The organism is Paenibacillus sp. MAH-35, from assembly GCF_058135425.1.
In genome coordinates this window covers 1-22,097 of record NZ_JBYUPU010000071.1, presented here as the reverse complement: position 1 = coordinate 22,097, position 22,097 = coordinate 1, and the positions used below count along the sequence as shown (strand labels likewise).

Genomic DNA, 22,097 nt, shown 5'->3' with positions numbered 1-22,097 from the left:
CGGGGTTTGCCTTCGCTACCTCCGCACCCATCCTCACGGTCTGAGCACTATGCGTCAGCTACTACTTCCGCCGCCACGCGGTGTAGAGGAGACTTTCACTCCTTAGTCGAAGCGCTGCCAAGCGCACGAAATGCGAAAAAGCTGCCCATAACGGGGCAGCTTTTTCGCATAGGATAGCGATTTAGGAATCGATCATTTTTTTGATCCGCTTCTCCAGTTCATCCGGATGCAAAATGCTGAATCCGTCGCGGATCACGCCGTTTTTATCGACCAGATACGTCATCGGAATTCCGCTAATCCGGTACAACTCCCCTACCTTGCCGTCCGAGTCGAGCAGCACCGGGAAGGTGAATTCGAAATGTTTGACGAACGACTTGATGTTGTCCATCCGGTCGCTGGCCGTCATATTAACCGCATAGAAATCGATCTGGTCTTTGTATTTGTTGTACAAATGGGCCAAATCCGGCGCTTCTAGCTCGCAAGGTCCGCACCAGGACGCCCAGAAATTCATAAGCAGCGGCTTCTCCCGCGCTCCCCCGACCTCATACACGCTGCCGTCTAGCGCGGTCAGCTTGAAGCCCGGAGCCATATAATTCGGCTTGGGGGCCGCTTCCTTCGAAACCGACGCTTGACGGTCACCGAAACTGACATTTTGATAAACGGCAAAACCGACAAGAACTAGAACGACTGCAAGGACCCATATGTTACGTTTCATCTTATCCCAAGTTCCCTTCCCGCCGAAATTACGATCCGGTCTTTATCGCAACTCGTGCTGTATGGTGTTGAATCGATCTGTCGTCTTATTCTTTATATTATAGTCTTTTCGGGACGATTTCCATTCCTTCCGCAAACAAAGCGTTACATTTTGGCAAACAGCCGTGGAATGACCTTGACCGAGGACGGTTATAGTAACGGTATGACAGCGGCGCGAGGGGAGCTTTATGGAGAAAACGAAATCCGGAAAACTACACATCACGTTCGAAAGCGACATCGATTTCGATCCGGGCGAGTCTGCCGGCCAAGCCAAGCCGAAGCAGGACAAGCCAGGCGGCAAAGGCCACGCGCTCGTCTTTATGGCGATCGCCACCATTCCGCTCGTGCTCGTGCTCGGCAACTCGATGCTCGTCCCGATTTTGCCCGATATGCAAGAGAAGCTGGGCATCAGCAAGTTTCAGAGCAGCTTGGTCATTACGCTCTTCTCCCTGTCGGCGGGCTTGTTCATTCCGGTGATCGGGTACTTGTCCGACCGATTCGGCCGCAAAGCGATCATTATCCCTTCCTTGATCGTATACGGAGGGGCCGGCATCTTGGCCGGATTCGGAGCGGTGTGGAATTCGTATACCATCATCATTATTTCCAGAGCGATTCAAGGGATGGCGGCTGCGGGCACCGCCCCGATCGCGATGGCGCTGGTGGGCGACTTGTTCGAGGGAGGCACCGAAAGCAAGGCGCTGGGCCTGACCGAGGCGTCCAACGGAGCCGGCAAAGTGCTAAGCCCGATTATCGGCTCGCTGCTGGCTCTAATTATTTGGTATGCCGCTTTTTTCGCATTTCCCGTCTTTTGTGCGCTTTCACTCGTCGCGGTTATCTGGCTGATCAAGGAACCGAAGCGTGACAAAAAGCCGCAAAAGCTGAAGGACTACATCCGCAACATCGGGCAAATTATGAAAGAGAAGGGGCGCTGGCTGATCACATCGTTTTTCGCGGGATCGCTCGGCTTGTTTATTTTGTTCGGCGTGCTGTTTTATTTGTCCAACGTGCTGGAGGAAGATCCGTACAAGGTCGACGGGGTCAAAAAAGGGTTGGTGCTCGCCATCCCTCTGCTCGGTCTGGTCACCACCTCGTACATTACCGGCAGCGTCATTAAGAAAAACGGCATCCTGATGCGCTGGCTGATGAACATCGGCCTGATCGCCATGACCGTCTCCCTGGCCTGCACGATTTTCTTCTTCAACAACCTGTATATCTTTATCGGACTTCTGACGATCAGCAGCATCGGAACCGGCCTGCTCCTCCCCTGTCTGAACACGATGATTACCGGTGCCGTATCCAAGGAGCAGCGGGGCATGATCACGTCGCTGTACAACTGCCTCCGCTTTCTAGGAGTCGCGGCGGGGCCGCCGTTATTCGGCTGGATGATGGATATGTCCGACCGGATCGTATTTATCTCCGTCTCGTCCCTCGCGCTGATTACGCTCGGACTCGTCTTTTTCCTGATCAAGCCGGACCGCCAAGTAAATTGAAGCTGAATACGTTCGCCTATACGCATACGAACAGCCCGCATCCGACGGGCTGTTCGTTTTTGTTTTGATACCCTCTCGTTCGAAGCCGCAGTGCACAAGCCGCAACCAGCCTATATAATAGAAAGAAGACAGGGAGGGTGTGCGGAACATGCTGCTTATTCAACGTTTAGTTCTGGAACAGGTGGTTGAACATTGCGTCCGATCAGTGCCGCACGAAGCTTGCGGAGCGCTGCTTGGTTACGGGGCGGAAGACGGCGGCGGACAACCTCCCGTCATTATTTCGGCCGTTGCGATCACGAACCGTGCGGAACGACCGGAACATACATTCCGATTCGACGAACGGGAATGGCTGGCCCTTTTGAACGAAACCGAGCGCTCCGGGTTGCGACTGGCGGGCATCTACCATTCGCACCCGGACTCGCCTCCGTTTCCGTCTGTGAAAGACCGCGGCAGCGTCTGGAGCGGTTTGCCCAGCTACTGGATCATCTCCTTGGCGGGCGATGCGCCGAAGATTGAAGTTTATCGGCTTTCCCCGGAAAAGGACCGGCATTCCGGCACTTTAACCACTGTTCCTTACTCGATTCTCTAGCGGCTCAAAAAATCGTACAAGTCCCCGAGCGTCGATACGTCTCTGCGTATCGTTTCATTTAATAGGCATTTCCACAGCTGCGCAGTCATCCCCGCATCGCCGAGGGCGTGATGGCGCCCGTTCACTTCTATGCCGTAATCGGACAATAACGAATCGAGATCGTAGCTGCCCCGTTTCGGCTCAAGCCTTTGAGCGAGTATCATACAGTCGATAAACCGGTGGGATAAATTCACCTTCGACGTTTTCCACAACGCGGAATTCAAAAAGTGTTTATCGTGTCCGCTGCCGTGCACCACAAGCACCCGGTGATTGACAAATTCAAGAAACTCCTTAAGGACGGTGATCAACTCCGGCGCTTCAACTGCTTCCTCGTTCCGGATTCCGGTCAGCCGGACGACGTCTTCGGGAATTTTTTTGCCGGGACGAACAAGGCTGTAGTACGATTCCTGGCCAATGACGAAATCGCCGGACATGCCGACCGCCCCGACCGAGATGATCTCATCGCCACTGTATGGGGAGAACCCGGTTGTCTCCAGATCGAACACGACCGTGTCGAGCTTCTGCAGCGGGATGTCATACATGCTGTTTTTGCGCTGTTCCTTCATAACGGACCGGATAAAGGCCATCTGCTGGGCGTTGCGGGCGTCGAACATCGAAGCGACAGCCGGCGTAATGCCGCCCATGCGGTACAAATGCCAAAGCTTGGACATCCCCTTCATGCCGGACCGCCCCGTTTCTTCGCCGTTCGTTCCGTCATCCGCTCGACCGTTTTGCGGACGGTCTGCTGCAGCTCGATCCCCGTTCGCAAGCAGCCTTTCAGACGTTTTTTGTTTTCCTTGGTCATTTGCTCCGGATCGATCATCCCCCGGGTCGTATAGAACCCGTCCTCCTTCTCGTGCCCCGCGACCGCCCGAAGCTCCAGAGCGGTTAGAAATGCCGTGCGCCACCGGTCGATTTCGGCCTGGGGATAAAAGCGGCCCTTGTTCAGCTTGTCAAGCCTCTCGAACGTCGAAGGCACGAAGATGCCGTGCGCCAGCGCCAACAGACGAATTCCATTCACAAGCGGAATGTAGGCGCCGTATTTCACATCAAACGCCCCCGCGTCTTCCCCGTACCGCTCGGTAATGATGTTGCCGAATACGCCGATCGTGATTTTGTGATGCAGCGTATTTTGCAGCATATGCCCGAGTGTATCCGGCTTCTCGGCAAGCGCCTCCGCGAACCCCCGGCGAATCTGTTCCACCAGTCCCGCATCGCCGTACAAACTTCGAAGATCGGCCGTCATTAGCAGGTAGCGGATATTTTCCCAGTGCGGATCGGCCGTCCATCCCCGGATCGTATCGATCCAGCTGGAAGCCGGCTTGTTCCACTGCGGATTCGTGCACAGCACGTTGCCCGGACAGGGCGGATACCCGGCGGACTGAAGCCAGTTGAATACCCTTTCGGACAAAAAGCGGAAATACGCCGCCGCACCCTCTCTACTCTCTTCGGGAGGCTCGCTATAGACGATTCCGTTATCCTGGTCGCTCCACAGCGTCTGCTCCATCCGTCCGGCGCTGCCAACTGCAACGAACGCATACGGCACCGGAGGAACGCCAAACCCCTCCAGACGGAGCGTCTGCTCCGCGAGCGCGATCGTACCGGCGATTAACCGGTCATGTGCGGCGTTGACGCTGTCGTTCCACATGACGGGATCTTCAAATAAGGAGGGCCGGAGTTCGAAGTGCATCCGGTCCCTCAAGCCGCGCAGCTGTTCGGTGCTGACGGCGTTGTATATCGACACGTCGAATCGTTCCATCCATGTATGCTCCATGTCGACCCCTTCCCGGGAATCGTAGCTGGCGTTACAGGGTTACCGTTTCGTTGCCGGACTTCTTCAGCTGTTCCGGATACCCGTAACTGCCGTGCTCGCTAATATCGAGACCCATAATTTCTTCTTCCTCGGTTACGCGCAGACCCATCGTTTTCTTCATGACCCACAAGATCGCGTAGGCCAAGACGAAGACAAAGACGAACGATACCGCAACACCCATCGCCTGAACGCCGAGCTGATGGAAACCACCGCCGTAAAACAGTCCTTCCTTGCCGACGCCGGTCATCTCGACCAACCGCGGAGCCGCGAAAAATCCGGTGGACAGCGATCCCCATACACCCGCAATCCCGTGAACGGAGAAGGCGAATACCGGATCGTCCACTCCCGCTTTCTCAAACCATTGTGCGGTAAAAAATGTAAGCGTGCCGGCTACCAGACCGATCACAAACGCCGCCCAAGGCTCGACAAATGCACAGGAAGCCGTGATCGCCACAAGCGCGGCAAGTACGCCGTTGAGCATGCTCGGAATATCCGCCTTGCCGAAGTAAAGCCAGGAGACGAGCAGAGCCGCGACGCCGCCGGCGGCAGCCGCCAGGTTCGTGTTCATTGCGATGAAGCCGAAGAAGCCGTCGTTAAAAGCGGACAAAGTGCTACCGGGGTTAAAGCCGAACCAGCCGATCCACAAAATGATGACCCCTAATACGGAAAGCACTTGGTTGTGACCAGGAATGAGATTGGGTTTGCCGTCTTTATTATATTTGCCGAGACGGGGTTTTAGGAGAAGCGTAGCGGCCAGGGCGGCCGTCGCTCCCTGCAGGTGAACGACCGTGGAGCCTGCGAAATCCTGCTTGCCGTGATCGGCCAGCCAGCCGCCGCCCCAGATCCAGTGCGCCACGAACGGGTAGATCACTACAGTGAACAATAAGCCGAAGATGAAGTATACGGAAAGCTTGGCGCGTTCCGCGAAACCGCCCCATGCGATCGAGAGCGCCACGCCGACGAACGCCGTCTGGAACAAAAACTTGATGCTGCCCGGCACGTCCGAGCCGGCCAAGGAAGGATAGGCCGCCGCCGCTTGCTCGGCGGTACCGTCATAGAAAAAACCTCCGAAGCCGATCAGCTTGTTCCAAGCGCCGCCGTCGCCGAATGTAAGCCCGAAGCCAAACGCCCAGAAGGCAAGCGCACATATGCCGAACGTCAAAATCGTTTTGCCGGCGACGTGCCCGGCGTTTTTCATTCGTGTGGACCCGGCTTCCAGCAACGCGAAGCCTGCTTGCATGAAAATGACGAGGATGGCGGCGATCATCACCCAGACTGAATCGATCGCAATTTGCAGCATGGCATTGGTCGGTTCGTCGGCCGCGAACGCAGTAACCGGAAACGCCAAAAGCAGGGTCATGCAGAGGAACAGAACCTTTCTCATTGCGAAAACCACCTTTAATGTTAGTTTTTATAACACATTACGAATGCTTTAGTGTCATTATACGCAGATGATGGAAAGTTGACAACATTTTTTTTGATTTTCAACTGAATTCCCAGACATTCATGTCAGATATCCCTTCAATTGTTCGTTTTTTAAGCATTCATGTCAGCTATTCTTTTCGGGGTCGTACCTAATCAGGCCATAAAAAGTTCACAGTTCATTCAAAGCATGACGTTTGACTGTACGGTTTCATTTGGTTTATGATGAGGCTAGAAGCGCGGTGAGTGACGCCGCCTAAATAGGTCTATAATAAGGGGTGAACAAATTGGGGATATGAAACTGTACAAAATAGGCGAACTGGCCCGGATGTCGGAAGTAAGCTCAAGAACGATCGATTATTACACGAAGCTTGGACTGATCTCTCCCGAAAAAAGAACGGATACGAATTACCGATTGTATACAGATGAAACCTTGACCCGCTTGAAACGTATAGAAACGATGAAGAAGGAAAAGTACACCCTGGAGGAAATTAAAGCAAGCTTGACCCAGTGGAGCAAAGTCAGCCAAGACGAGGTAGTGACAGAAAAGCTGACATCCTTGCAATTGCAGCTGCGCCAGCTGGAACGTGAAGTGAAAGAGCTTAGCCCGCTCCTCGAGGATATGAAACCGAAGCAAGCCAAATATGCATTCAAGACGCTGGCAACGCAAAGCGCGGCCTGCATCGAGGCACTTCTCCTTCTGATCGGCAAAGGACCACTCATGTAAGTTATCAAGGAGGGCAAAGAAACAGATGATCCTATTTCACCCAATGGACTTCCTCATCATCATCGCGTTCGGCGTCTCGATTTGGGCCCAATTCCGGGTAAAGGGCACGTTCAACCGGTGGGCGCAAGTGCCGGTCCAGTCCGGAATGACCGGCTACGACGCGGCGCGGCGCATGCTGGACAACAACGGCTTGTACGACGTGCCGGTCGAGGCGGTAAGAGGAACGCTCACAGACCATTACGACCCGGTTCAGCGCGTCGTACGGTTGTCCGAGCCGGTCTACTATGAGCGTTCGATTTCAGCCGTATCCGTCGCCTGCCACGAGGTCGGCCATGCGATCCAGCACAGCGTCAGCTATCCGATGCTCGTCGCCCGTCACAAAATGTTCCCGCTGGTGAATATTACTTCCGGGATTGCACCGCTTCTGCTGATTGCCGGATTTTTCTTCCAGATGTCGGGATTGCTCCTGCTCGGGATAATCTTCTTCTCGGCGGCTGTCACTTTCCAGCTAGTAACACTTCCGGTCGAGTTTAACGCGAGCAGCCGGGCGAGAGAGCTCATGGTATCCGAAGGTTTTATTACGAATGAGGAAGAACGCGGAGTGGCCAAAGTATTAAACGCCGCCGCCCTGACCTATGTGGCTGCAGCGCTGATCTCCCTGCTTGAGCTGATCAAGTACATTATGATCTTTACGAACCGCAGCAACGAATAGTCCATATCGAACAAAAAAGCTTCCCAGCAGGCGCCAAGGCGCACGACGGGAAGCTTTTTTTGATGTATAGGGAACGAAACGAAGCGGTGTTCTCCTCCAAGCAGCTTCGCCAATCAGCGGAGCTTAAAATAGCTGAACAAAAATTGCTGGAACATTTCCGCGACGATCGGCAGCTTTTGTCCCGATTTGCGGATCAGACCGATCGTTCTCGTCACATGAGGTTCGGTTACTTTCACTTTCGCCGGCATAAGCGGGCTGATCTCGGTCAAAGCCATCTCCGGCAGCAGGCTGACGCCCATCCCCGCCGCGACCAGGCCGCGGATCGTATCGGACTCCTCCCCTTCGAAGCTGATTGTCGGCGAAAATCCGGCTTTGCGGCACGCTTCCCATACGATCGAGCGGAGCGAATAGTTTTCGTTGAACAGTACGAAGGAATCGCCCCGCAGCTGTTCAAGGCGGATCGACTGATAATCGGCCAGCACGTGGCTGCTCGGCAGAATCGCGTACAGCTCCTCGGTCAGCACAACCTCGCCGGTGACCTGATCGTTATTTTCCGGGAAGGGGGATATAAACGCCATGTCGACATCGCCCCGGACGACGTCCCGGATCAGGCTGGAGAACGTCCCCATCTTCAGGCGGAACTTGACGTTCGGATGGTCTTTGCGGAAGCTTGCAACGACAGACGGCACGAGGCTGATTCCGAGACTGTGCGGAAAACCGAGACCGATCTCCCCTACTTCTGGATCGAGAAACTCCTTGATCTCCCCAACCGCCTTCTCCAGCCCGGTCAGCAGCTCCTCCACCCGGCTCAAAAACAATTTGCCGACAGGGGTCAGCTGCAAATTCCTCCCCTTCTGAACGAACAGCTGAAGCCCGAGCTCCTCTTCCAGCTGATGGATCTGCCGGCTGACCGCCGACTGGGCCACATGCAGCTCTTCCGCCGCCTGCGTCACATGCTGTTTTCTGGCGACCTTAACGAAATATTGCAGTTGTCTTAGCTCCACCTTCGATCCTCCAGCCCGTACGTTGTATTATCCCGGCATTTTGCGGAACAGCGGGGCGAACAGCAGAAATCCGCCCACAAAGCCGCCGATATGCGCGTATAGGTTCACCTGCGGTATAAGAAACGAGTAGATGAAGCCTACGATTACGACCGTCTTGATCGTCGATGAGGACTGTTTGTCGAGCGCCTTTTTGTAGAACAGGGCAATGAACAAATACGCGGCGAACACGCCGTAGATCGCCCCGGACGCTCCTGCGGATACGAGCGGCTCCGGTTGGTTGTAGAACAGCTGCGTCGACAGATTGCCGATAAAGCCGCTGCCCAAATAAAACACGATATATTTCCATGTCCCGAGCAGCCTTTCGAGAGGCGGCGCGAAAACGAACAGGGAGAAGCAGTTGAACAGCAAATGATCAAAGCCGATATGGATAAACTGGGAGGCGAAATAACGCCAATATTCCCCGGAAAACGGCGGTTCGCTGAACAGCGCTCCGAACTGGATCAGCGTCATCGAATCGTGCGTGCTGCCATACAGCTCCATCCCTATATAGAGCACAATGTTGATCGCAAGAATGATTGTCGTCACCGGATACCATCGTATGTACTGCCTGAAGCTCTCGTACCGCAAAAAAAGCATCGTATTCTCCTCCGCGCACGTTCAAGTCGGGTAAATCCCCCATTTGTATCATACAATATGCTCGGTCCCGAGCCAAATGCTGGACACGGTCAGTGAACAATTATCGCGCGTATGCGGCGAACAGTCGAGGCCCCGGCTGGGGCTGGCTCGGCCTGCTCGGCTTGTTCGGCCTTACCGGCCTGTTCGGACACAGTGGCGGACGAGACCGCGCCTGAGCTGCAAGAGACGGCTTCGCCAGGGCGCTATATTCCGCCGTTTCTTGCGAATGTGGAGATTCGTTTCGTTATTGGACAACCGTCCCGGCGTTCCGATATAATGAGTTAGTGATTGCCAAACTTTATCATTCGCAGGAGGATGATCATTCATGACTCAAGAACGCGCTGGAGCGGCCACGTTTAAAGGAAACCCGATTACACTGATCGGCCCGGAAATTAAAGTCGGCGACAAAGCTCCTGGTTTTACAGTAAATAAAAACCTCGTTACCGAAACGACACTCGCCGATTATGCAGGCAAAGTACTGCTGATCAGCGTCGTGCCTTCGCTGGACACGGGCGTATGCGACGCGCAAACTCGCCGTTTCAACGAAGAGGCAGCCGGTCTCGGCGACCAAGTGGCGATCCTGACAATCAGCGTCGACCTGCCGTTTGCGCAAGCCCGCTGGTGCGGCGCCGCCGGCGTAGACAAAGTCGAGACTTTGTCCGACTACAAGGCGAAGTCGTTCGGCCAAGCTTACGGCGTGCTGATCAAAGAATTGCAGCTGCTGATGCGCTCCATCTTCGTTGTTGATGCAAGCGGCACGGTTCAATATGTCGAGTATTTGGGCGAGATGACCGAGCATCCGAACTACGAAGCTGCTCTTGAAGCGGTTAAGAAACTGGTATAATCCGATAGTAAGCGTCTCAAACAAAAACAGCGGTACGGAATGTCATTCCAGCCGCTGTTTTTGTTTAGGCATCTGTTTTATAAGAAGAAAGCTTGGAGTCAAACACCTTGAACAGTTCGAGAATCGTCCGGTAGTTCGAGCCCAGATCACCGAGCGAGCCGCGGGAAGCCGAATAAATATCGATCGAAGATTTGACCGGGCTGATCGAGAGCAGGGTCAAAGTAATATCTTGGGTCCGGCCGGTCATCGTCCGTTTGGAGACGACGATTTCGCCGACACTTTTCACTTCGTGGAGAACGGTATACTTCGGCAGCTTCTTGAGGAGCGAGACCACTTCGTCCCATAACTTCTCCTTCTGGAGCTTGTAATATCTCGTTTTAAGCGCCGGATCCCTGGCTTTGTCACCCGTTGCTTCGTGACTGCGGATTAGGCCGACCAACGTTCTCTTCAACAAAAGCGTTCCCCCCTGTTTCCATACGTTAACACGTTATAGTGCGAGTTCAAAATGTCCGGTTTTCAGCACCGAGAAGATTGGATGAAGCTAGGAAATGAGGAGCGGAGCGTAGTGGAAACTACGTGAGCACCGGAAGTTCCGGCTGAATTCAATATTCGATGTCGAATACGCTTCCAGATCCGCTTCGTGATCAAAAGTGGACTATTTGAACAACCTCTTATAGCACTATATTTAATATTAACATGCTTTTCCCGCAAGCAAAAGACATAATACGCGAATAACGAAAAGTCGACGTCCCTTCCCTGCTGAACACCCCTGTACAACAAGAAGCCGGTCACACGGACCGGCCTGTTTGGCGTTAGGATATCAAATCGACCTGCACCTGCCCAAGCAGCCGCTCGACGTCGTCTTGACGGACATCCCCGGCTTGCACGTTCAGCGCATTGGCGGTGCCGCAAGCGGTCGCCAGCCGGATCGCCTGATCGAACGTCCGCCCCGCCGCGGTCGCTACCGCCATGCCGGCGACGAACGAATCGCCGCTTCCGACCGGATTCACCGCTTCGATCCGCGGCGCCCACACCCGGTACAGCCGTCCGCCGTAACCGGCGACGGAGCCGCCGGCCCCGAGCGTTACAACGACGCAGCCGATGCCTTGCTCCATCAGTTGACGGATGGCGCCGTACACGTCGGATTCCTGCTCCAACTTGCGGCCGATCAGCTTCTCCACCTCGTCCTCGTTCGGCTTGATGAAATACGGCTGGGCCCGTACCCCTTCCAGCAGCGCATCGCCGCTCGTATCGAGGAAGGCTTGCGCTCCCGCCGCCTTGGCGATACCGATCAGCTCGGCATACAGCGATGCCGGAGCTCCCTTCGGCAGACTGCCGGAGAAAGCGACGATCGCGGACTTGGCCGCAAGGAGGCCGATCTTCGCCTTCATCTCGGCGATCTGCTCCCCGGTAATGACCGGTCCCGGCTCAAGCAGCTCCGTCGAGGTCGATTCCGATTGATCGATCATGTTCAGACAAAGCCGCGACTCTCCTTCGACTTCTACGAAATCGCTGGAGATCCCCGATTTGTCCAATTCCTTCACGATATAGGCGCCGTTGCTGCCGCCGACGAATCCGCTCGCCAGCACCTCGCCGCCGAGCTGATGCGCCACTCGGGCGACGTTAATGCCTTTGCCGCCAGGCACGCTGATCATCGTAGACACCCGCGATACTTTGCCGAGCGGAAACTTCTCCATATAATACGTTTTGTCGATTGCCGCATTAAGCGTCACGGTCGTTATAAGAGCCATGGGTTGCTTCCTTTTCCGTTATAGTGAGACTTACAGATGAAGGATATGCGATGCGCGATCCGCCGAATAAGCGACGGTCGTATCGTTTAGCCTGGCGGCCCGGACGTTGTCCTTCAGCGTGTCGGCCTGTTCCTTCGTATTGAATTCGATCTCCATCCGGTATGGACCCGGGAAATAATACGGCTTTCGCTTCGGCAGCTTCAGCGCTTGCTCAACTTCGCTGCGGATGCGCCTTGCCGCTTCTCTCGGGTTAAGGCTCTTGATCCTTCCGCTCGCAAAAGCTTCCTTCACAACCGTAGCCGGAAGATCATCGCCGAAAAACGTTCTCGCTTCCGCAACCGCCGCCTTGTCTCCGCTTACGTAAGCGACCGGCACGCCGTATTCCCCGGCGATCAGCGCCATCTGGGCGATCTCCCCGCATTCGGTGCCGTTCAGCCGGAACGACTTCCAGGCTTTGCTGTTCTGCGTATGCGGCATGACGGAGTACGGGGTGCCCGCCATCGCGTGGTAGCCCACCAGCAGCAGAGCGTCAAAGGATTCGTCGAGCGACGGAAGAATGTTGGCGGAGGAATCCGGCTTCTCGATGAACGCCCGCTCGTCCAGCTCTTCCCAGATCAGGTTGTATTCCGGTCCGCCGGCGCCATGGCCGTCGTTCACTACAACCTCGGTTGCGCCGGCGGCGAACGCGCCCTGGACCGCCGCATTCGTCTCCATCGTCAGGATCTGCCGGTACCGGGGGTAAAAGGGTTCGCCGCCCTTCACCTGCTCCCAGTAGTACGCCATGCTGATTCCTTCCATATCGGTTAGGATATAGACCTTCATCGTAAGCGCCCCTTTTCAAGTTCGGGTAAGGATTAACGGAAATCTTTAGCCTTGCCGAAACTGCCGCACAACCGCATTTTTTCAATCGCCGCTTCCTTAAGCGCCTTTTTGGCCGGCACCATATATTTGCGCGGATCGTTTTCCTCCGGATTTTGCGCGAAAACCGCTTTGATCGCGTCGGAGAAGACGATGCGCAGCTCGGTGGCGACGTTCATCTTGGCCATGCCGAGCGCGACGCACCGGCGGACCTGCTCCTCCGGAATGCCCGAGCCGCCGTGAAGAACGAGCGGAACATCCACTTTGTCTGCGATCCGCTTAATCCGCTCGAAATCGATCTTGGGCTCGCCCTTGTAGATGCCGTGCGCGGTTCCGATCGCCGGAGCGAGCGTTGGGACGCCGGTCAGTTCGACGAATTTGGCGCATTCATCCGGATCGGCCATCAGCGCTTCGTTGTCGGCGACGACGATATCGTCCTCGACACCGCCCACTTTGCCAAGCTCCGCTTCGACGTTCACGCCGGCCGGTCTTGCCACTTCCACGACACGTAACGTCTGGGCGACGTTCTCATCGAACGGCGAGTGCGACGCATCGATCATAACCGACGTATAACCGGCGCGGATGCAGCGGACGATCAGATCGAATTCCGTGCAGTGGTCGAGATGAAGCGCGATCGGAATCCGGTTCATATTGGATGCGACAGTAGCGGCCGCGGCAATATATTCGGGTCCCAGATGTTTGACGGTGCCTACGGTCGACTGGATGATCAGCGGCGATTCCGTCTCGACGGCCGCTTCCACGACGGCTTGCAGCATTTCCAGCGTGTGCACGTTAAAGGCTCCGATACAATATCCGCCGGCGCGAGCGGCTTGGAGCAACGGTGTCGATGATACTAATGGCATGAATGGTTCCTCCCGGTAGTCTTACTTTTTTGAGTGTTTTGTTTCGTTTTGCTTCTTTTCTCATTGTAGCCGATCCTTTAAAACGTGACAAACGTTTTTTTGGCCGTTAGCTGCAGGCGGTTACGTCACGATCAGCTGGATGCCGAGATCGCGGATCTGATCGCATGTCGGCTTGTCCAGCTTCCGGTCGGTCACGACCGTATGGACGAACGACAGCGGCGCCACATGGGAGAAAAACACCCGCCCGAACTTGCTGTGGTCGGCTACCACGATCACTTCCTTGGCGATCGAGATCATGCTCCGGTCCATGCTCGCTTCGGATAAATTCGGCGTCGTCAGCCCTTCGTTCAGGTCGAATCCGTCTACGCCGAGAAACAGCTTGTCGACGCGGATATTCGCCAGCGTGTTCTCGGCGAGCGGACCGACGAGGGCGTACGATTTTCGCCGCAGCTTGCCCCCGATCAGAATCACCTCGAAATCGGAATAGCTTCCGATCTGCACCGCGATGTTGGCGGCGTTCGTGACGATTTTCAGCCCTTTTTTGCCGGCGAGCTTTTTGGCGAGCATCATGTTGGTCGTCCCTGCGGTAAGCAGCACCGCGTCCTCGTCGTTTACCAGCTTGGCTGCCGCCTCGGCGATTCTCTCTTTCTCGTCGGCCAGCGCCTCCTCCTTCTCCGAGAACGACTTTTCCCTCGCCACCTCGCTGATCCGCGAATGAAGCGCCATCGCCCCGCCGTGCGTGCGGATCAAAAGCTCCTTCTCCTCCAGCTTCTCCAGATCGCGTCTTACGGTAACCGGCGACACCCCCAATGCATCGCTAAGCTCCGCTACCGTCGCCTTGCCGGCCCGGTTCACGACTTCCATAATTCGCAGGTACCTTTCCTCTGCAAACATATCGAATAGTTCCTCCTAAATCGGTCGGACAAAAAGCCGATTTTTTCGTTACTGTTGTTTTCGTTTGTGATCGTTTCTATTTCCAGTTTACAGCACGACCTTCCATTTGCCAACCTGTGCGGATGACGATAATTCAGCGTAAAATTTCGCAAGATATGAAGACTTCTACGACAGCGCTTAAAAAGAATGGGTACCTTTGATAATCGTTGTCGATTCAGGCATTATGGCAAAACCGACTTCCAATCCAGCATGTAAAGAAGCGTAAAGAAGTTTCATCCGGAAGTTTTACTTCCGTTATTTGTTGTTCACAGCAGAAAATATACGCATAGCGGAAAATTTTGTTCCGCTATTTCCGGTATAATCGCCTATATCCCCCTACAAGTCCGAAATAACGGAAACCATAGTTCCGCTGAGGCGTGAAAGTCTCTTGCATTGGAGCAGTAGCGGAAGTCACTCTTCCGCTACGCCTACGGATAACTCTAGATTCCGAACGATTTGGGACCAGCCCGCCTTCTATCTGTCCATCTATCATCTATCCATCTATCATCTATCCATCTATCTTTTGCTGTTTTCCTATGCCGCACCGTTCCGTTTTAGTAGAATGACGCTTTCTTCCCGTTCAAGTACGGACATTGTTCCACTTTAGGACGGTTAAGAACATCATCATTATCCTAAAAATCCCTTCCCGTCCCGGTACGATAACCGGGCGCAAGAAGGGATTGTGCGGATTGCTGGATCATTACGGGAAGCGTGCAGCCAATCACGGTTGCTCCGTCAGCACGACGCTGTCGAGACTCGCTTCCCCGTTAGCGGCGCGATTCATCATGAAATAAATGTGCATGCTTTTCGTTCCGGCCGGCGGCGTGAACGCGTTCTCCACCTTCACCCAATCGGTGCCCGCCGGCGCTGCGGTCCACAAGTACGAGATCGTGCTGTTCGACCTATTAACGAACCGAACGCCTAACGACACTTGGCCCGTTGTCGACGCATTGCGCGTCCAGCCGGACAACGTATAGCTTTTTCCTTCCGCCGTATCGATTTTGGTCGAAATGATCGAATTGTTCGCGTTCGCGCTATCCGGGATCAGCCGTACCGAGCGCTGGCCTTCTAACGCGCCGCCCGTATCCCAGGCGCCCGCTCCCAGATTCCACGACGCCGGCGCCAGGCCGCTTGCCGTACCGGCTTCGAAGCCGGGGTTCAGAACGAGATTCCGCTGCAGCGCGATATCCAGCCGGAGCGGATCGAGATGTACACCTGCCGTCTGCGCGGCGACCATTACGGAGTAAGTCCCGTCAGGTGCCGAGCCGTCCTGCAAGTAGACGGAGCCCGTTACCGTGGCGCTGCCGCCTGCCGCTACCGTAGCCGTGTCCGACAAGTTGACGCTGAATGCAGGCGATGCCAAAGCGTCAAGCTCAACCGTATACGACATCTGCTGAGACCGGTTGGTCAGCTTGATCTCGAACGGAACCGCTGCCTGCCGGTTCATCGCGATCGAGGCCGGCACGAGTTCCGCTTCCAGCGGAGCGATGACGGCGAACGATTGGGCCGCTTCGTTCGTCAGCGATACGAGCCGGTCGCGGAAGCTGATTTCCGCCGTTAGCGCATAGCCTGCGTCGGGGAGACCGGACGGAACCGGAAACGAACGCTGTTCGGTCACCGCGGAACCGGCCACAAGCGTCCCGATGTGCAGCACCGCCGGCGCCAGCTGGAGCGCCTCGGGATAACGGACCGTAACCGCCGCATCGCGCATCACCCGGTCCGACGTATTATGAACCGTTACGCTCCAAGACGCATGGTCGCCGCCGACGGCAGGCTGCGGACTGATCTGAAGACCGATGCGAACCGGCGAAGCGGTAATCTCCCCGATCCGGTCGGCCAGCCCGCTAAGATGCGCCAGCATCTCGGCCTTGCCTCCCCGCAGCAAGGACTCCTTGTGCACGCTCACCCACGACTCGAGTAAACGCAGTTGGAGCAGCGCCTCCCTGCCGGAACGCACCGCGTCGTCCACATTCGGGCTGGACCCGGACAGCTCCGTGATCATGCTGTTCAGCTTCCCGCCGATCAGAAGGAACATGACTTTCCAATAGGGATGGTCGGATAGTCCGACACCCGCTGCCCGAAGTTCTTCCGCAGCTTGCGCCAGCGAATGGAACGAAGTCAGCCTGTATACTTTCGTCTCGTAAGCGCCCAAAGTTACGTTCAACTGCGCGGTTCCGTCAGAGTACGAAGACGGAGCTCCGCCATACAGCAGTTCGGCCTGATAGCCGGTAAACGGCAGTGTGACCGATACGTTCTGCCCCGCCGTCGTCTGATTCAAAGCGACTGCGTAGGTTTCCCCTTCCGCCGTCTCCCAGACCGCCCATTCCGTGCCGTCTCCGCGGTGGCGGCTGACCGGCTCCGTCATCGCAAGTTCGCGAAGCAAGGGAAGCTCGTTGTTGAACGCCTTCAGCCCCGGCCACAGTGGCGAACCGATCAAGCGCCAGTTCGAATCGTTGACTGCGTAATAACCGATCCCTCCGGCTCCGGCAAGCACGGACTGGTACGCCATATTGCGGACTTCGGTAATCGTGGGGAGATACGACCAGGCCGTGTTCGGATAAGCGAACGTTTGCAGAATCGACCAGACCGGACGGCCGCCCGGAGCCGCCTCGATCGCCTCCCGCACTCCATCTCCGACACTCGCAATCGGACGGCTTGGCAGCGGGTAGACATCAACGGTGAAAATATCGGGAGCCCGGCCATAGCTGGCATATTCGTCGCGGCTTCCCTCCACCATATAGACAGGATGGACGGGATCGACCGACCTTACGATCTCATAGGCGGCAGCTACCTTCTCGACCGTCACTCCGTTGCCGCTCGGCTCGTCGATGATCATCCAGGCGAGGAGCGCCGGATGATCTTTAAATTCAGCCGTATACTGGCGGATAGCCTCTTCATCCCGCGATATGCTCATAAAGTAATACAGCGGAAACATCACTTTCAGCCCATGAATCGCCGCCTGGTCCATCGCGTAGCGAATCTCGGCTTTTGTCTTGACGTTCGGAAGCTGGATCGTATTCACCCCGATCTCCGCCAAGTCCGGGTAATCGTCCACGTTCGGGTGGTAAGCGATGACCGGGAAATACGGCTCTCCGTCTACCTGTACGGTTCCTCCGGGCGGGAGCGTCTGAGGTCTGGCCCACCTGGAGATTAGCGAAGCTTCTTCGGCGATCACCGATTGATCGGCTGCGCGCAGGACCGCCTTGACCTGATAACGCTTCTGGAGGTCCAGCCCCCTCGGATCAAAGGAAAAGTTCATCTCCGGCTGTGCCGGCAGTCCGTACGCCGAAGCGGCGACCGTCCCGTAGACGCTGTCCGTGATCGTGATATCCACCGTCTTCCCGGTATAGTCGTCGTCCGGGAAGCGAGTCTCCATCCGGACCTGCCCCTGCTCCGCATCGGTGTAGTAGAACAGCTGATCGGTCGTCATCGTCAAGTTCACCAGCCGTACGGCGGCATCGTCGAACGATACGCTGCCGGTCCCCCACAGCCGCACATACACGTACGCCACCTTGGTCCCTTCCGGAGCTTTCAGCCGGAACGAGTAATGCTGCCAATCCCCGGTAACGGCACGGATGTACGGCCCGAACGGACCGGAGATCCATCCCTCGCTGCTTCGCGTGTCGGTGCTGTAAAACTCCGCCTTCATCACGACGCCTTTCCCCTGAACGGCCGCCGATTTGAACCAGCTGGAAAATTCATACGTGCTGCCCGCATCCAGATACACTTTCTGCGCGACCCAAGGATTGGTCGCATTCTCGGTTTGCACCTGAATCCCGTTGCCGCCGCTGCGCGCGGAAGCCGGAGAGAGGAGGAGTTCCGGATTGCTCCAGCCGCCCATCGCTTCCCAATGATCGGGTACTCCTGACACCGCTTGCTCGAATCCCGGATTTTGCAGCAAATTCGGTTCCCACTCCGCCGTTTCCGCTTTTGCGGCCGGCCCCCATACAGCGGGCAGCAGCTGTACGAGCATACATACGATCACCAGACAAGCCCATCCTTTTCGTCGCAATGCCATGTCCTCCGCCTCCCCATTCCGGTCATCCCGAGGTTATAAGCTTCACTTGACCTGTTTTTGCTTGAAGTCGGCGATTTGCTTTTTCGCATCCTCTTCCGCTTGCCTCATCGCGGTGTTCAGATCCAGCGTGCCGATCTGCGCTTTTGTCCCGTAAGACTGGTAAACGCCCGCGAGCTGCGCTTCGTAAGGAACGAGTGGAGGAATCGGCGCGAATTTGTTATAAAAGACGGCACTCCAGTTTTTGTCCTTGAACGGCGACTCTTTGCCCATCTCCTTCTGGATCGTTTCGTTTTTCAGCACAGGCATAATCCCTTTTCGGGCAAGCTCCGTCTGGAATTCGTCCGACGTCATATATTTCAGCACTTCCATCGCTGCTTCTTTGTTTTGCGCCATCTTCGTTATGCCGAAATAAGCCGGATACGATTGCGAGCCTACGCCCGGCAGCTCTTTGAAAGTCGGCATGGACACCATGTCCCAGTCCAATTCCTTGAATTCTTTTTCCCAAACGGTCATGAGACTCGATATATAGTTGAACATCGCGACGTTTTTCGTTTTGGCGAATTCGGCGGCGCTAGGCACTTTGTTTTCTTTGAGCAGCGTATCTTGTACAGTTGGCTCACTAGTAGGATTTATAAATACGGTTTGGAAATACGTTTTCCACCTGTCGTCGGTGTTGATAGTGGGTGTATCCGTTTTCAAATCTGCTAAAGGAATAGGCAGCTGTCTCATCCTCACGGAATGCAACGGCGATTGGGTAAAGCCGTAATACTGCGTGCCGCCTTCGCTTCGGCTTAATCTTTTGGACAGCTCGGTTACCTGCTCCCAAGTCATGCCATTTTTCGGATAAGCGATGCCGAATTTATCAAACAACGTCTTGTTGTAATATAAAACAAGATTCGTATTAAACACAGGCAAAGCGTACATCTTGCCACCTGAAGTTTGCTTGATCGCATCGATGATGGTCGGCTCAAACCGGTTCAAATCTACCTTACTGCTCTCGATCAGCCCGGTCATATCGTATTCGATGGCACTATCGAACGCAAAATTTTCAAAATTGCCGATTGTTGTAAAGAAGATATCAAATCGCGTGCCGGCCGCGAGCAATTCCGGCAAATTCGTTCCTTGTCCCCTCATAATGTACTTGATTGTATAATTCGGAAACTTTTTGCGAAGAGAGTCGCCGAACCGGAAATCAAAGCTTTCCGTCGGGTCGCCGTTATTGGAATAAAATACGATTTCCGCCGGTTCTTTTGTTATATCCTTCACCGGCTTCTCCGTCCCTTGGCCCTCTTTCGCTTTGTTCCCGTCACCCCCGCTTCCCGCTCCGGAGCAGGCTCCGAGCAGCGCGGCTGTCATCGTAAAAATCAGTACCTTTTGCATTCTTTTTTTCATTGGATCATACACCCTCCTTGTTGTTGTTCGTGACCTTTTGTTCCCCTAATGCAATCAGCAGCCAAAGTTTAAGCGGTTCGTTCGGATAGGAATAGTTTTGTGCCGTTATTTGTCTAAGTCTGGGTTTGATTCTGCCTGTCCGACTGTTTGCCCGGCGATCCGCCCAGACATCCCCCCTCTCATCAATAAGCTGCATTTTCTATAGTAACCGATTACTATAAACGTAAAATATAGGACCTTATTGGCCCGTATATGGAATTGTAGAGCTTCTCGGAGTAAGCTTCGACTTGATCTCTTCTTCTATCCACCGCGGGCCGTCTTCCCGATTTGCCGCACCGGTCAAAATATCAAACGATCTTGTCGCAAGCTCCGGGATCGAAGGGCCGACCGTCGTCAGCGGGATATCGAAAAATTGCAGCTGGGTATCGTCGTACACGACCATGGACAAATCTTCTGGAATCCGCACGTTCAATTTTTTAAGTTTCCCGGTTATTTCATGCAAAATCCCGTGGCAATCGACGATCATGGCGGTCGGTTTGTCCGCACTGCACATCATATCGCTCAGCTTTTGCTCGAATGTCGGATCGTCCGAGACCACCACATGTTCAGGGCTAAAGTCCAGCTTCAGCTCCGCCATCCCCTGCATGTATCCGTTATGCTTGTCAAGGTCGGGCATACCGACAAAAGCAATACGCTTATGGCCAAGGCTCGCTAAATGATGTACCGCATCGCGGAATCCTCCTGCTCGGTCAATCGTTATGCTATGGGCTTTATCCGTTTTCCAGCCGCCAATCAACAGCATTTCGCCGCGAAACTTTTCTTTTTCCTGTAAAAACTCGAGAGTAGGGTTAAAAAGTTGCCGCCAAAAAATTACATAATCGACAAAGTAATGATTAAACGTCCGCAATGCCTCCTCGGGCTTCGCCATCGATAAAATGACCTGCAAGCCGCGGCGGGACGCCTCCTGCTGGAGCTCAAAGCTGAGATCATAAAAAAACATCCCCTTGATCTGAGGCCAGATCAGGCCGATCGTATTCGGCTGGCGTTGTACGAGCTTTTTGGCCGCCAGGCTCGGTACGTAGTTCATCTTCTCTGCGATCGCTTTAATCTTTTGCCGTGTCTGCTCTCCTACTCCCGGTTCATCGTTCAGTGCTCTGGATACGGTTACATAAGTGACGCCGGCAGCTTTGGCGATATCTTTGATCGTGATCACGGTTCCTCTTCCTTTTTCGTTAATGTAAGGCCAGTATAGTACACGTTAAGTATAATTTCAATAATTATTTCAAGTTTATACTCTTCAACTTAAATAACGTTAACGTTTAACTTTTTTTTCGTCAGCAAGCCATGATGCCGCCTCATTCCATTGTGTCGGCCGCGCTGACCACACTCGCTCTTCCATTGAATCCCGCTGAACCGCACATAGGCCGCATTAAGATAAATCGTCAGGGAAAGTCGCCCGGACGGTTCTTTTGTCGTGCAAGCCCATACGTTGCGCGTGGAAGGCAATGGGGACTTCGCTTCAGCCGTTCGGCCACAGTCGGGTTGTCAATTCAGGTATGGTGGCAAAAAAACAACTTCCAATCCAACATGTAAGAAACTTCATCCGGAAGTTTTACTTCCGTTATTTGTTGTTCACGCCAGAAAATATATGCATAGCGGAAAATTTTGTTCCGGTATTTCCGGTATAATCGCCTTCAACACCCTCCAAGTCCGAAATAACGGAAACCATAGTTCCGCTAAGATGTGAAAGTCTCTTGAATTGGGGCATTAGCGGAAGTCACTCTTCCGCTACGCCTACGGATAAACTATGGATTCCGAACGGTCTGGGATCAACCCGCTATCTATCTAATCACCTTTTTTCCGTTCCTGCCTGCCTATTAGCAAATCCACGTGGCCGAGCTGATAAGAAGAACGGCCTCCGAATATATGCACACAAAAAAACGCCCGAAGAGCAACTCCATCATCGTTGACGCTACGCATACGAAAGCGCGCTACAACCAGAAATCGCCGCAAGAAATTCTGCAAGATCGAGCGCGGAAATTGCGTAAAGCCGTTTACACCATGGATGAATCGACCAAAGTCAAAATGCCAGCAAAAAACACAACCAACGTACTCCAAGACGAAATCCAGTACTGCCAGAAGCTCGTCGCCTTTGTCGAAACCGAATCCGGGATTGCACAAGTGCCGAAAATTCTAGAGCCGCTTAACCTGCTG

20 protein-coding genes and 1 pseudogene are annotated in these 22,097 nt (G+C 54.6%); 7 read left to right on the top strand and 14 right to left on the bottom strand.

What is annotated here, in order from left to right; translation table 11 throughout:
- Nucleotides 1-181 precede the first annotated feature (181 nt).
- The gene (locus AC3Y2E_RS33695; protein WP_379217658.1) at nucleotides 182-715 is read right to left on the bottom strand and encodes a TlpA disulfide reductase family protein; all 534 of its coding nucleotides are present in this window, start codon (nucleotides 713-715) and stop codon (nucleotides 182-184) included.
- Between the two features lie 226 nt (nucleotides 716-941).
- On the opposite strand from AC3Y2E_RS33695, the gene AC3Y2E_RS33690 reads away from it, so the two are divergent.
- Both AC3Y2E_RS33690 and AC3Y2E_RS33685 read left to right on the top strand, forming a co-directional pair.
- Nucleotides 942-2,243 carry an MFS transporter gene (locus AC3Y2E_RS33690; protein WP_379217656.1) on the top strand — a complete coding sequence of 434 codons (1,302 nt, stop codon included), beginning with the start codon at nucleotides 942-944 and terminating at the stop codon, nucleotides 2,241-2,243.
- A gap of 148 nt (nucleotides 2,244-2,391) precedes the next feature.
- Nucleotides 2,392-2,832 carry a M67 family metallopeptidase gene (locus tag AC3Y2E_RS33685; protein ID WP_379217654.1) on the top strand — a complete coding sequence of 147 codons (441 nt, stop codon included), beginning with the start codon at nucleotides 2,392-2,394 and terminating at the stop codon, nucleotides 2,830-2,832.
- On the opposite strand, the gene AC3Y2E_RS33680 is transcribed toward AC3Y2E_RS33685, so the two are convergent.
- Genes AC3Y2E_RS33680 through AC3Y2E_RS33670 form a run of 3 tightly spaced genes read right to left on the bottom strand, consistent with a single transcriptional unit; the run spans nucleotide 2,829 to nucleotide 6,068 of the window.
- On the bottom strand, nucleotides 2,829-3,542 hold the full coding sequence (locus AC3Y2E_RS33680; protein WP_379217651.1) for an exonuclease domain-containing protein: 714 nt from the start codon (nucleotides 3,540-3,542) through the stop codon (nucleotides 2,829-2,831). The two genes, AC3Y2E_RS33685 and AC3Y2E_RS33680, sit on opposite strands and share 4 nt — an antisense overlap.
- A gap of 5 nt (nucleotides 3,543-3,547) precedes the next feature.
- A complete protein-coding gene (locus AC3Y2E_RS33675; protein ID WP_379217649.1) occupies nucleotides 3,548-4,645 on the bottom strand; it encodes a DUF294 nucleotidyltransferase-like domain-containing protein in 1,098 nt (365 codons plus the stop codon).
- Between the two features lie 31 nt (nucleotides 4,646-4,676).
- The gene (locus tag AC3Y2E_RS33670) at nucleotides 4,677-6,068 is read right to left on the bottom strand and encodes an ammonium transporter (protein ID WP_379217648.1); all 1,392 of its coding nucleotides are present in this window, start codon (nucleotides 6,066-6,068) and stop codon (nucleotides 4,677-4,679) included.
- 333 nt (nucleotides 6,069-6,401) lie between these two features.
- Here AC3Y2E_RS33670 and AC3Y2E_RS33665 point away from each other — a divergent pair, with 333 nt between their 5' ends.
- Both AC3Y2E_RS33665 and AC3Y2E_RS33660 read left to right on the top strand, forming a co-directional pair.
- On the top strand, nucleotides 6,402-6,833 hold the full coding sequence (locus tag AC3Y2E_RS33665) for a MerR family transcriptional regulator (RefSeq protein WP_190931070.1): 432 nt from the start codon (nucleotides 6,402-6,404) through the stop codon (nucleotides 6,831-6,833).
- Between the two features lie 25 nt (nucleotides 6,834-6,858).
- Nucleotides 6,859-7,545 (top strand): zinc metallopeptidase, encoded by a 687-nt coding sequence (locus AC3Y2E_RS33660; RefSeq protein WP_332070215.1) that lies wholly within the window; start codon nucleotides 6,859-6,861, stop codon nucleotides 7,543-7,545.
- A gap of 113 nt (nucleotides 7,546-7,658) precedes the next feature.
- Here the strand turns inward: AC3Y2E_RS33660 and gltC are convergent, their stop codons facing one another.
- On the bottom strand, nucleotides 7,659-8,549 hold the full coding sequence (gene gltC, locus AC3Y2E_RS33655; RefSeq protein ID WP_379217645.1) for a glutamate biosynthesis transcriptional regulator GltC: 891 nt from the start codon (nucleotides 8,547-8,549) through the stop codon (nucleotides 7,659-7,661).
- 27 nt (nucleotides 8,550-8,576) lie between these two features.
- A complete protein-coding gene (locus AC3Y2E_RS33650; RefSeq protein ID WP_190931073.1) occupies nucleotides 8,577-9,185 on the bottom strand; it encodes a rhomboid family intramembrane serine protease in 609 nt (202 codons plus the stop codon).
- A 92-nt stretch (nucleotides 9,186-9,277) separates the two neighbouring features.
- Here AC3Y2E_RS33650 and AC3Y2E_RS33645 point away from each other — a divergent pair, with 92 nt between their 5' ends.
- Both AC3Y2E_RS33645 and tpx read left to right on the top strand, forming a co-directional pair.
- A complete protein-coding gene (locus AC3Y2E_RS33645) occupies nucleotides 9,278-9,400 on the top strand; it encodes a hypothetical protein (protein ID WP_379217642.1) in 123 nt (40 codons plus the stop codon).
- Between the two features lie 149 nt (nucleotides 9,401-9,549).
- Nucleotides 9,550-10,068, top strand: coding sequence for a thiol peroxidase (tpx, locus tag AC3Y2E_RS33640; RefSeq protein ID WP_190931074.1), 519 nt, complete (start codon nucleotides 9,550-9,552; stop codon nucleotides 10,066-10,068).
- 64 nt (nucleotides 10,069-10,132) lie between these two features.
- Here the strand turns inward: tpx and AC3Y2E_RS33635 are convergent, their stop codons facing one another.
- The 8 genes from AC3Y2E_RS33635 to AC3Y2E_RS33600 all read right to left on the bottom strand — a co-directional run bounded on the left by AC3Y2E_RS33635 (nucleotide 10,133) and on the right by AC3Y2E_RS33600 (nucleotide 21,096).
- The gene (locus AC3Y2E_RS33635) at nucleotides 10,133-10,522 is read right to left on the bottom strand and encodes a DUF1499 domain-containing protein (RefSeq protein ID WP_190931075.1); all 390 of its coding nucleotides are present in this window, start codon (nucleotides 10,520-10,522) and stop codon (nucleotides 10,133-10,135) included.
- A gap of 358 nt (nucleotides 10,523-10,880) precedes the next feature.
- Nucleotides 10,881-11,819, bottom strand: a complete 939-nt coding sequence (pfkB, locus tag AC3Y2E_RS33630; protein ID WP_379217639.1) for a 1-phosphofructokinase — start codon at nucleotides 11,817-11,819, stop codon at nucleotides 10,881-10,883.
- A 30-nt stretch (nucleotides 11,820-11,849) separates the two neighbouring features.
- Nucleotides 11,850-12,641: a M55 family metallopeptidase gene (locus tag AC3Y2E_RS33625; RefSeq protein ID WP_379217637.1), complete on the bottom strand. Its 792-nt coding sequence runs from the start codon at nucleotides 12,639-12,641 to the stop codon at nucleotides 11,850-11,852.
- A gap of 32 nt (nucleotides 12,642-12,673) precedes the next feature.
- Entirely contained in the window at nucleotides 12,674-13,540 is an 867-nt protein-coding gene (gene fba, locus AC3Y2E_RS33620) for a class II fructose-1,6-bisphosphate aldolase (RefSeq protein WP_379217635.1), read from the bottom strand.
- A 120-nt stretch (nucleotides 13,541-13,660) separates the two neighbouring features.
- A complete protein-coding gene (locus AC3Y2E_RS33615) occupies nucleotides 13,661-14,434 on the bottom strand; it encodes a DeoR/GlpR family DNA-binding transcription regulator (protein ID WP_332070220.1) in 774 nt (257 codons plus the stop codon).
- Between the two features lie 760 nt (nucleotides 14,435-15,194).
- Entirely contained in the window at nucleotides 15,195-18,491 is a 3,297-nt protein-coding gene (locus tag AC3Y2E_RS33610) for a carbohydrate binding domain-containing protein (protein ID WP_379217632.1), read from the bottom strand.
- A gap of 42 nt (nucleotides 18,492-18,533) precedes the next feature.
- Entirely contained in the window at nucleotides 18,534-19,883 is a 1,350-nt protein-coding gene (locus AC3Y2E_RS33605; RefSeq protein ID WP_379217630.1) for an ABC transporter substrate-binding protein, read from the bottom strand.
- A gap of 238 nt (nucleotides 19,884-20,121) precedes the next feature.
- Entirely contained in the window at nucleotides 20,122-21,096 is a 975-nt protein-coding gene (locus AC3Y2E_RS33600) for a LacI family DNA-binding transcriptional regulator (protein WP_379217628.1), read from the bottom strand.
- Between the two features lie 734 nt (nucleotides 21,097-21,830).
- Between AC3Y2E_RS33600 and AC3Y2E_RS33595 the strand changes: the two are divergent.
- Nucleotides 21,831-22,097: pseudogene (locus AC3Y2E_RS33595) on the top strand (IS5/IS1182 family transposase); the annotation flags it as partial.

Bases quoted from the DNA above. Each gene is read 5' to 3' on its own strand.
- AC3Y2E_RS33695 (WP_379217658.1), bottom strand. From the start codon at position 715: ATGAAACGTAACATATGGGTCCTTGCAGTCGTTCTAGTTCTTGTCGGT.
- AC3Y2E_RS33690 (WP_379217656.1), top strand. From the start codon at position 942: ATGGAGAAAACGAAATCCGGAAAACTACACATCACGTTCGAAAGCGAC.
- AC3Y2E_RS33685 (WP_379217654.1), top strand. From the start codon at position 2,392: ATGCTGCTTATTCAACGTTTAGTTCTGGAACAGGTGGTTGAACATTGC.
- AC3Y2E_RS33680 (WP_379217651.1), bottom strand. From the start codon at position 3,542: ATGTCCAAGCTTTGGCATTTGTACCGCATGGGCGGCATTACGCCGGCT.
- AC3Y2E_RS33675 (WP_379217649.1), bottom strand. From the start codon at position 4,645: ATGGAGCATACATGGATGGAACGATTCGACGTGTCGATATACAACGCC.
- AC3Y2E_RS33670 (WP_379217648.1), bottom strand. From the start codon at position 6,068: ATGAGAAAGGTTCTGTTCCTCTGCATGACCCTGCTTTTGGCGTTTCCG.
- AC3Y2E_RS33665 (WP_190931070.1), top strand. From the start codon at position 6,402: ATGAAACTGTACAAAATAGGCGAACTGGCCCGGATGTCGGAAGTAAGC.
- AC3Y2E_RS33660 (WP_332070215.1), top strand. From the start codon at position 6,859: ATGATCCTATTTCACCCAATGGACTTCCTCATCATCATCGCGTTCGGC.
- AC3Y2E_RS33650 (WP_190931073.1), bottom strand. From the start codon at position 9,185: ATGCTTTTTTTGCGGTACGAGAGCTTCAGGCAGTACATACGATGGTAT.
- tpx (WP_190931074.1), top strand. From the start codon at position 9,550: ATGACTCAAGAACGCGCTGGAGCGGCCACGTTTAAAGGAAACCCGATT.
- pfkB (WP_379217639.1), bottom strand. From the start codon at position 11,819: ATGGCTCTTATAACGACCGTGACGCTTAATGCGGCAATCGACAAAACG.
- AC3Y2E_RS33625 (WP_379217637.1), bottom strand. From the start codon at position 12,641: ATGAAGGTCTATATCCTAACCGATATGGAAGGAATCAGCATGGCGTAC.
- fba (WP_379217635.1), bottom strand. From the start codon at position 13,540: ATGCCATTAGTATCATCGACACCGTTGCTCCAAGCCGCTCGCGCCGGC.
- AC3Y2E_RS33615 (WP_332070220.1), bottom strand. From the start codon at position 14,434: ATGTTTGCAGAGGAAAGGTACCTGCGAATTATGGAAGTCGTGAACCGG.
- AC3Y2E_RS33610 (WP_379217632.1), bottom strand. From the start codon at position 18,491: ATGGCATTGCGACGAAAAGGATGGGCTTGTCTGGTGATCGTATGTATG.
- AC3Y2E_RS33605 (WP_379217630.1), bottom strand. From the start codon at position 19,883: ATGAAAAAAAGAATGCAAAAGGTACTGATTTTTACGATGACAGCCGCG.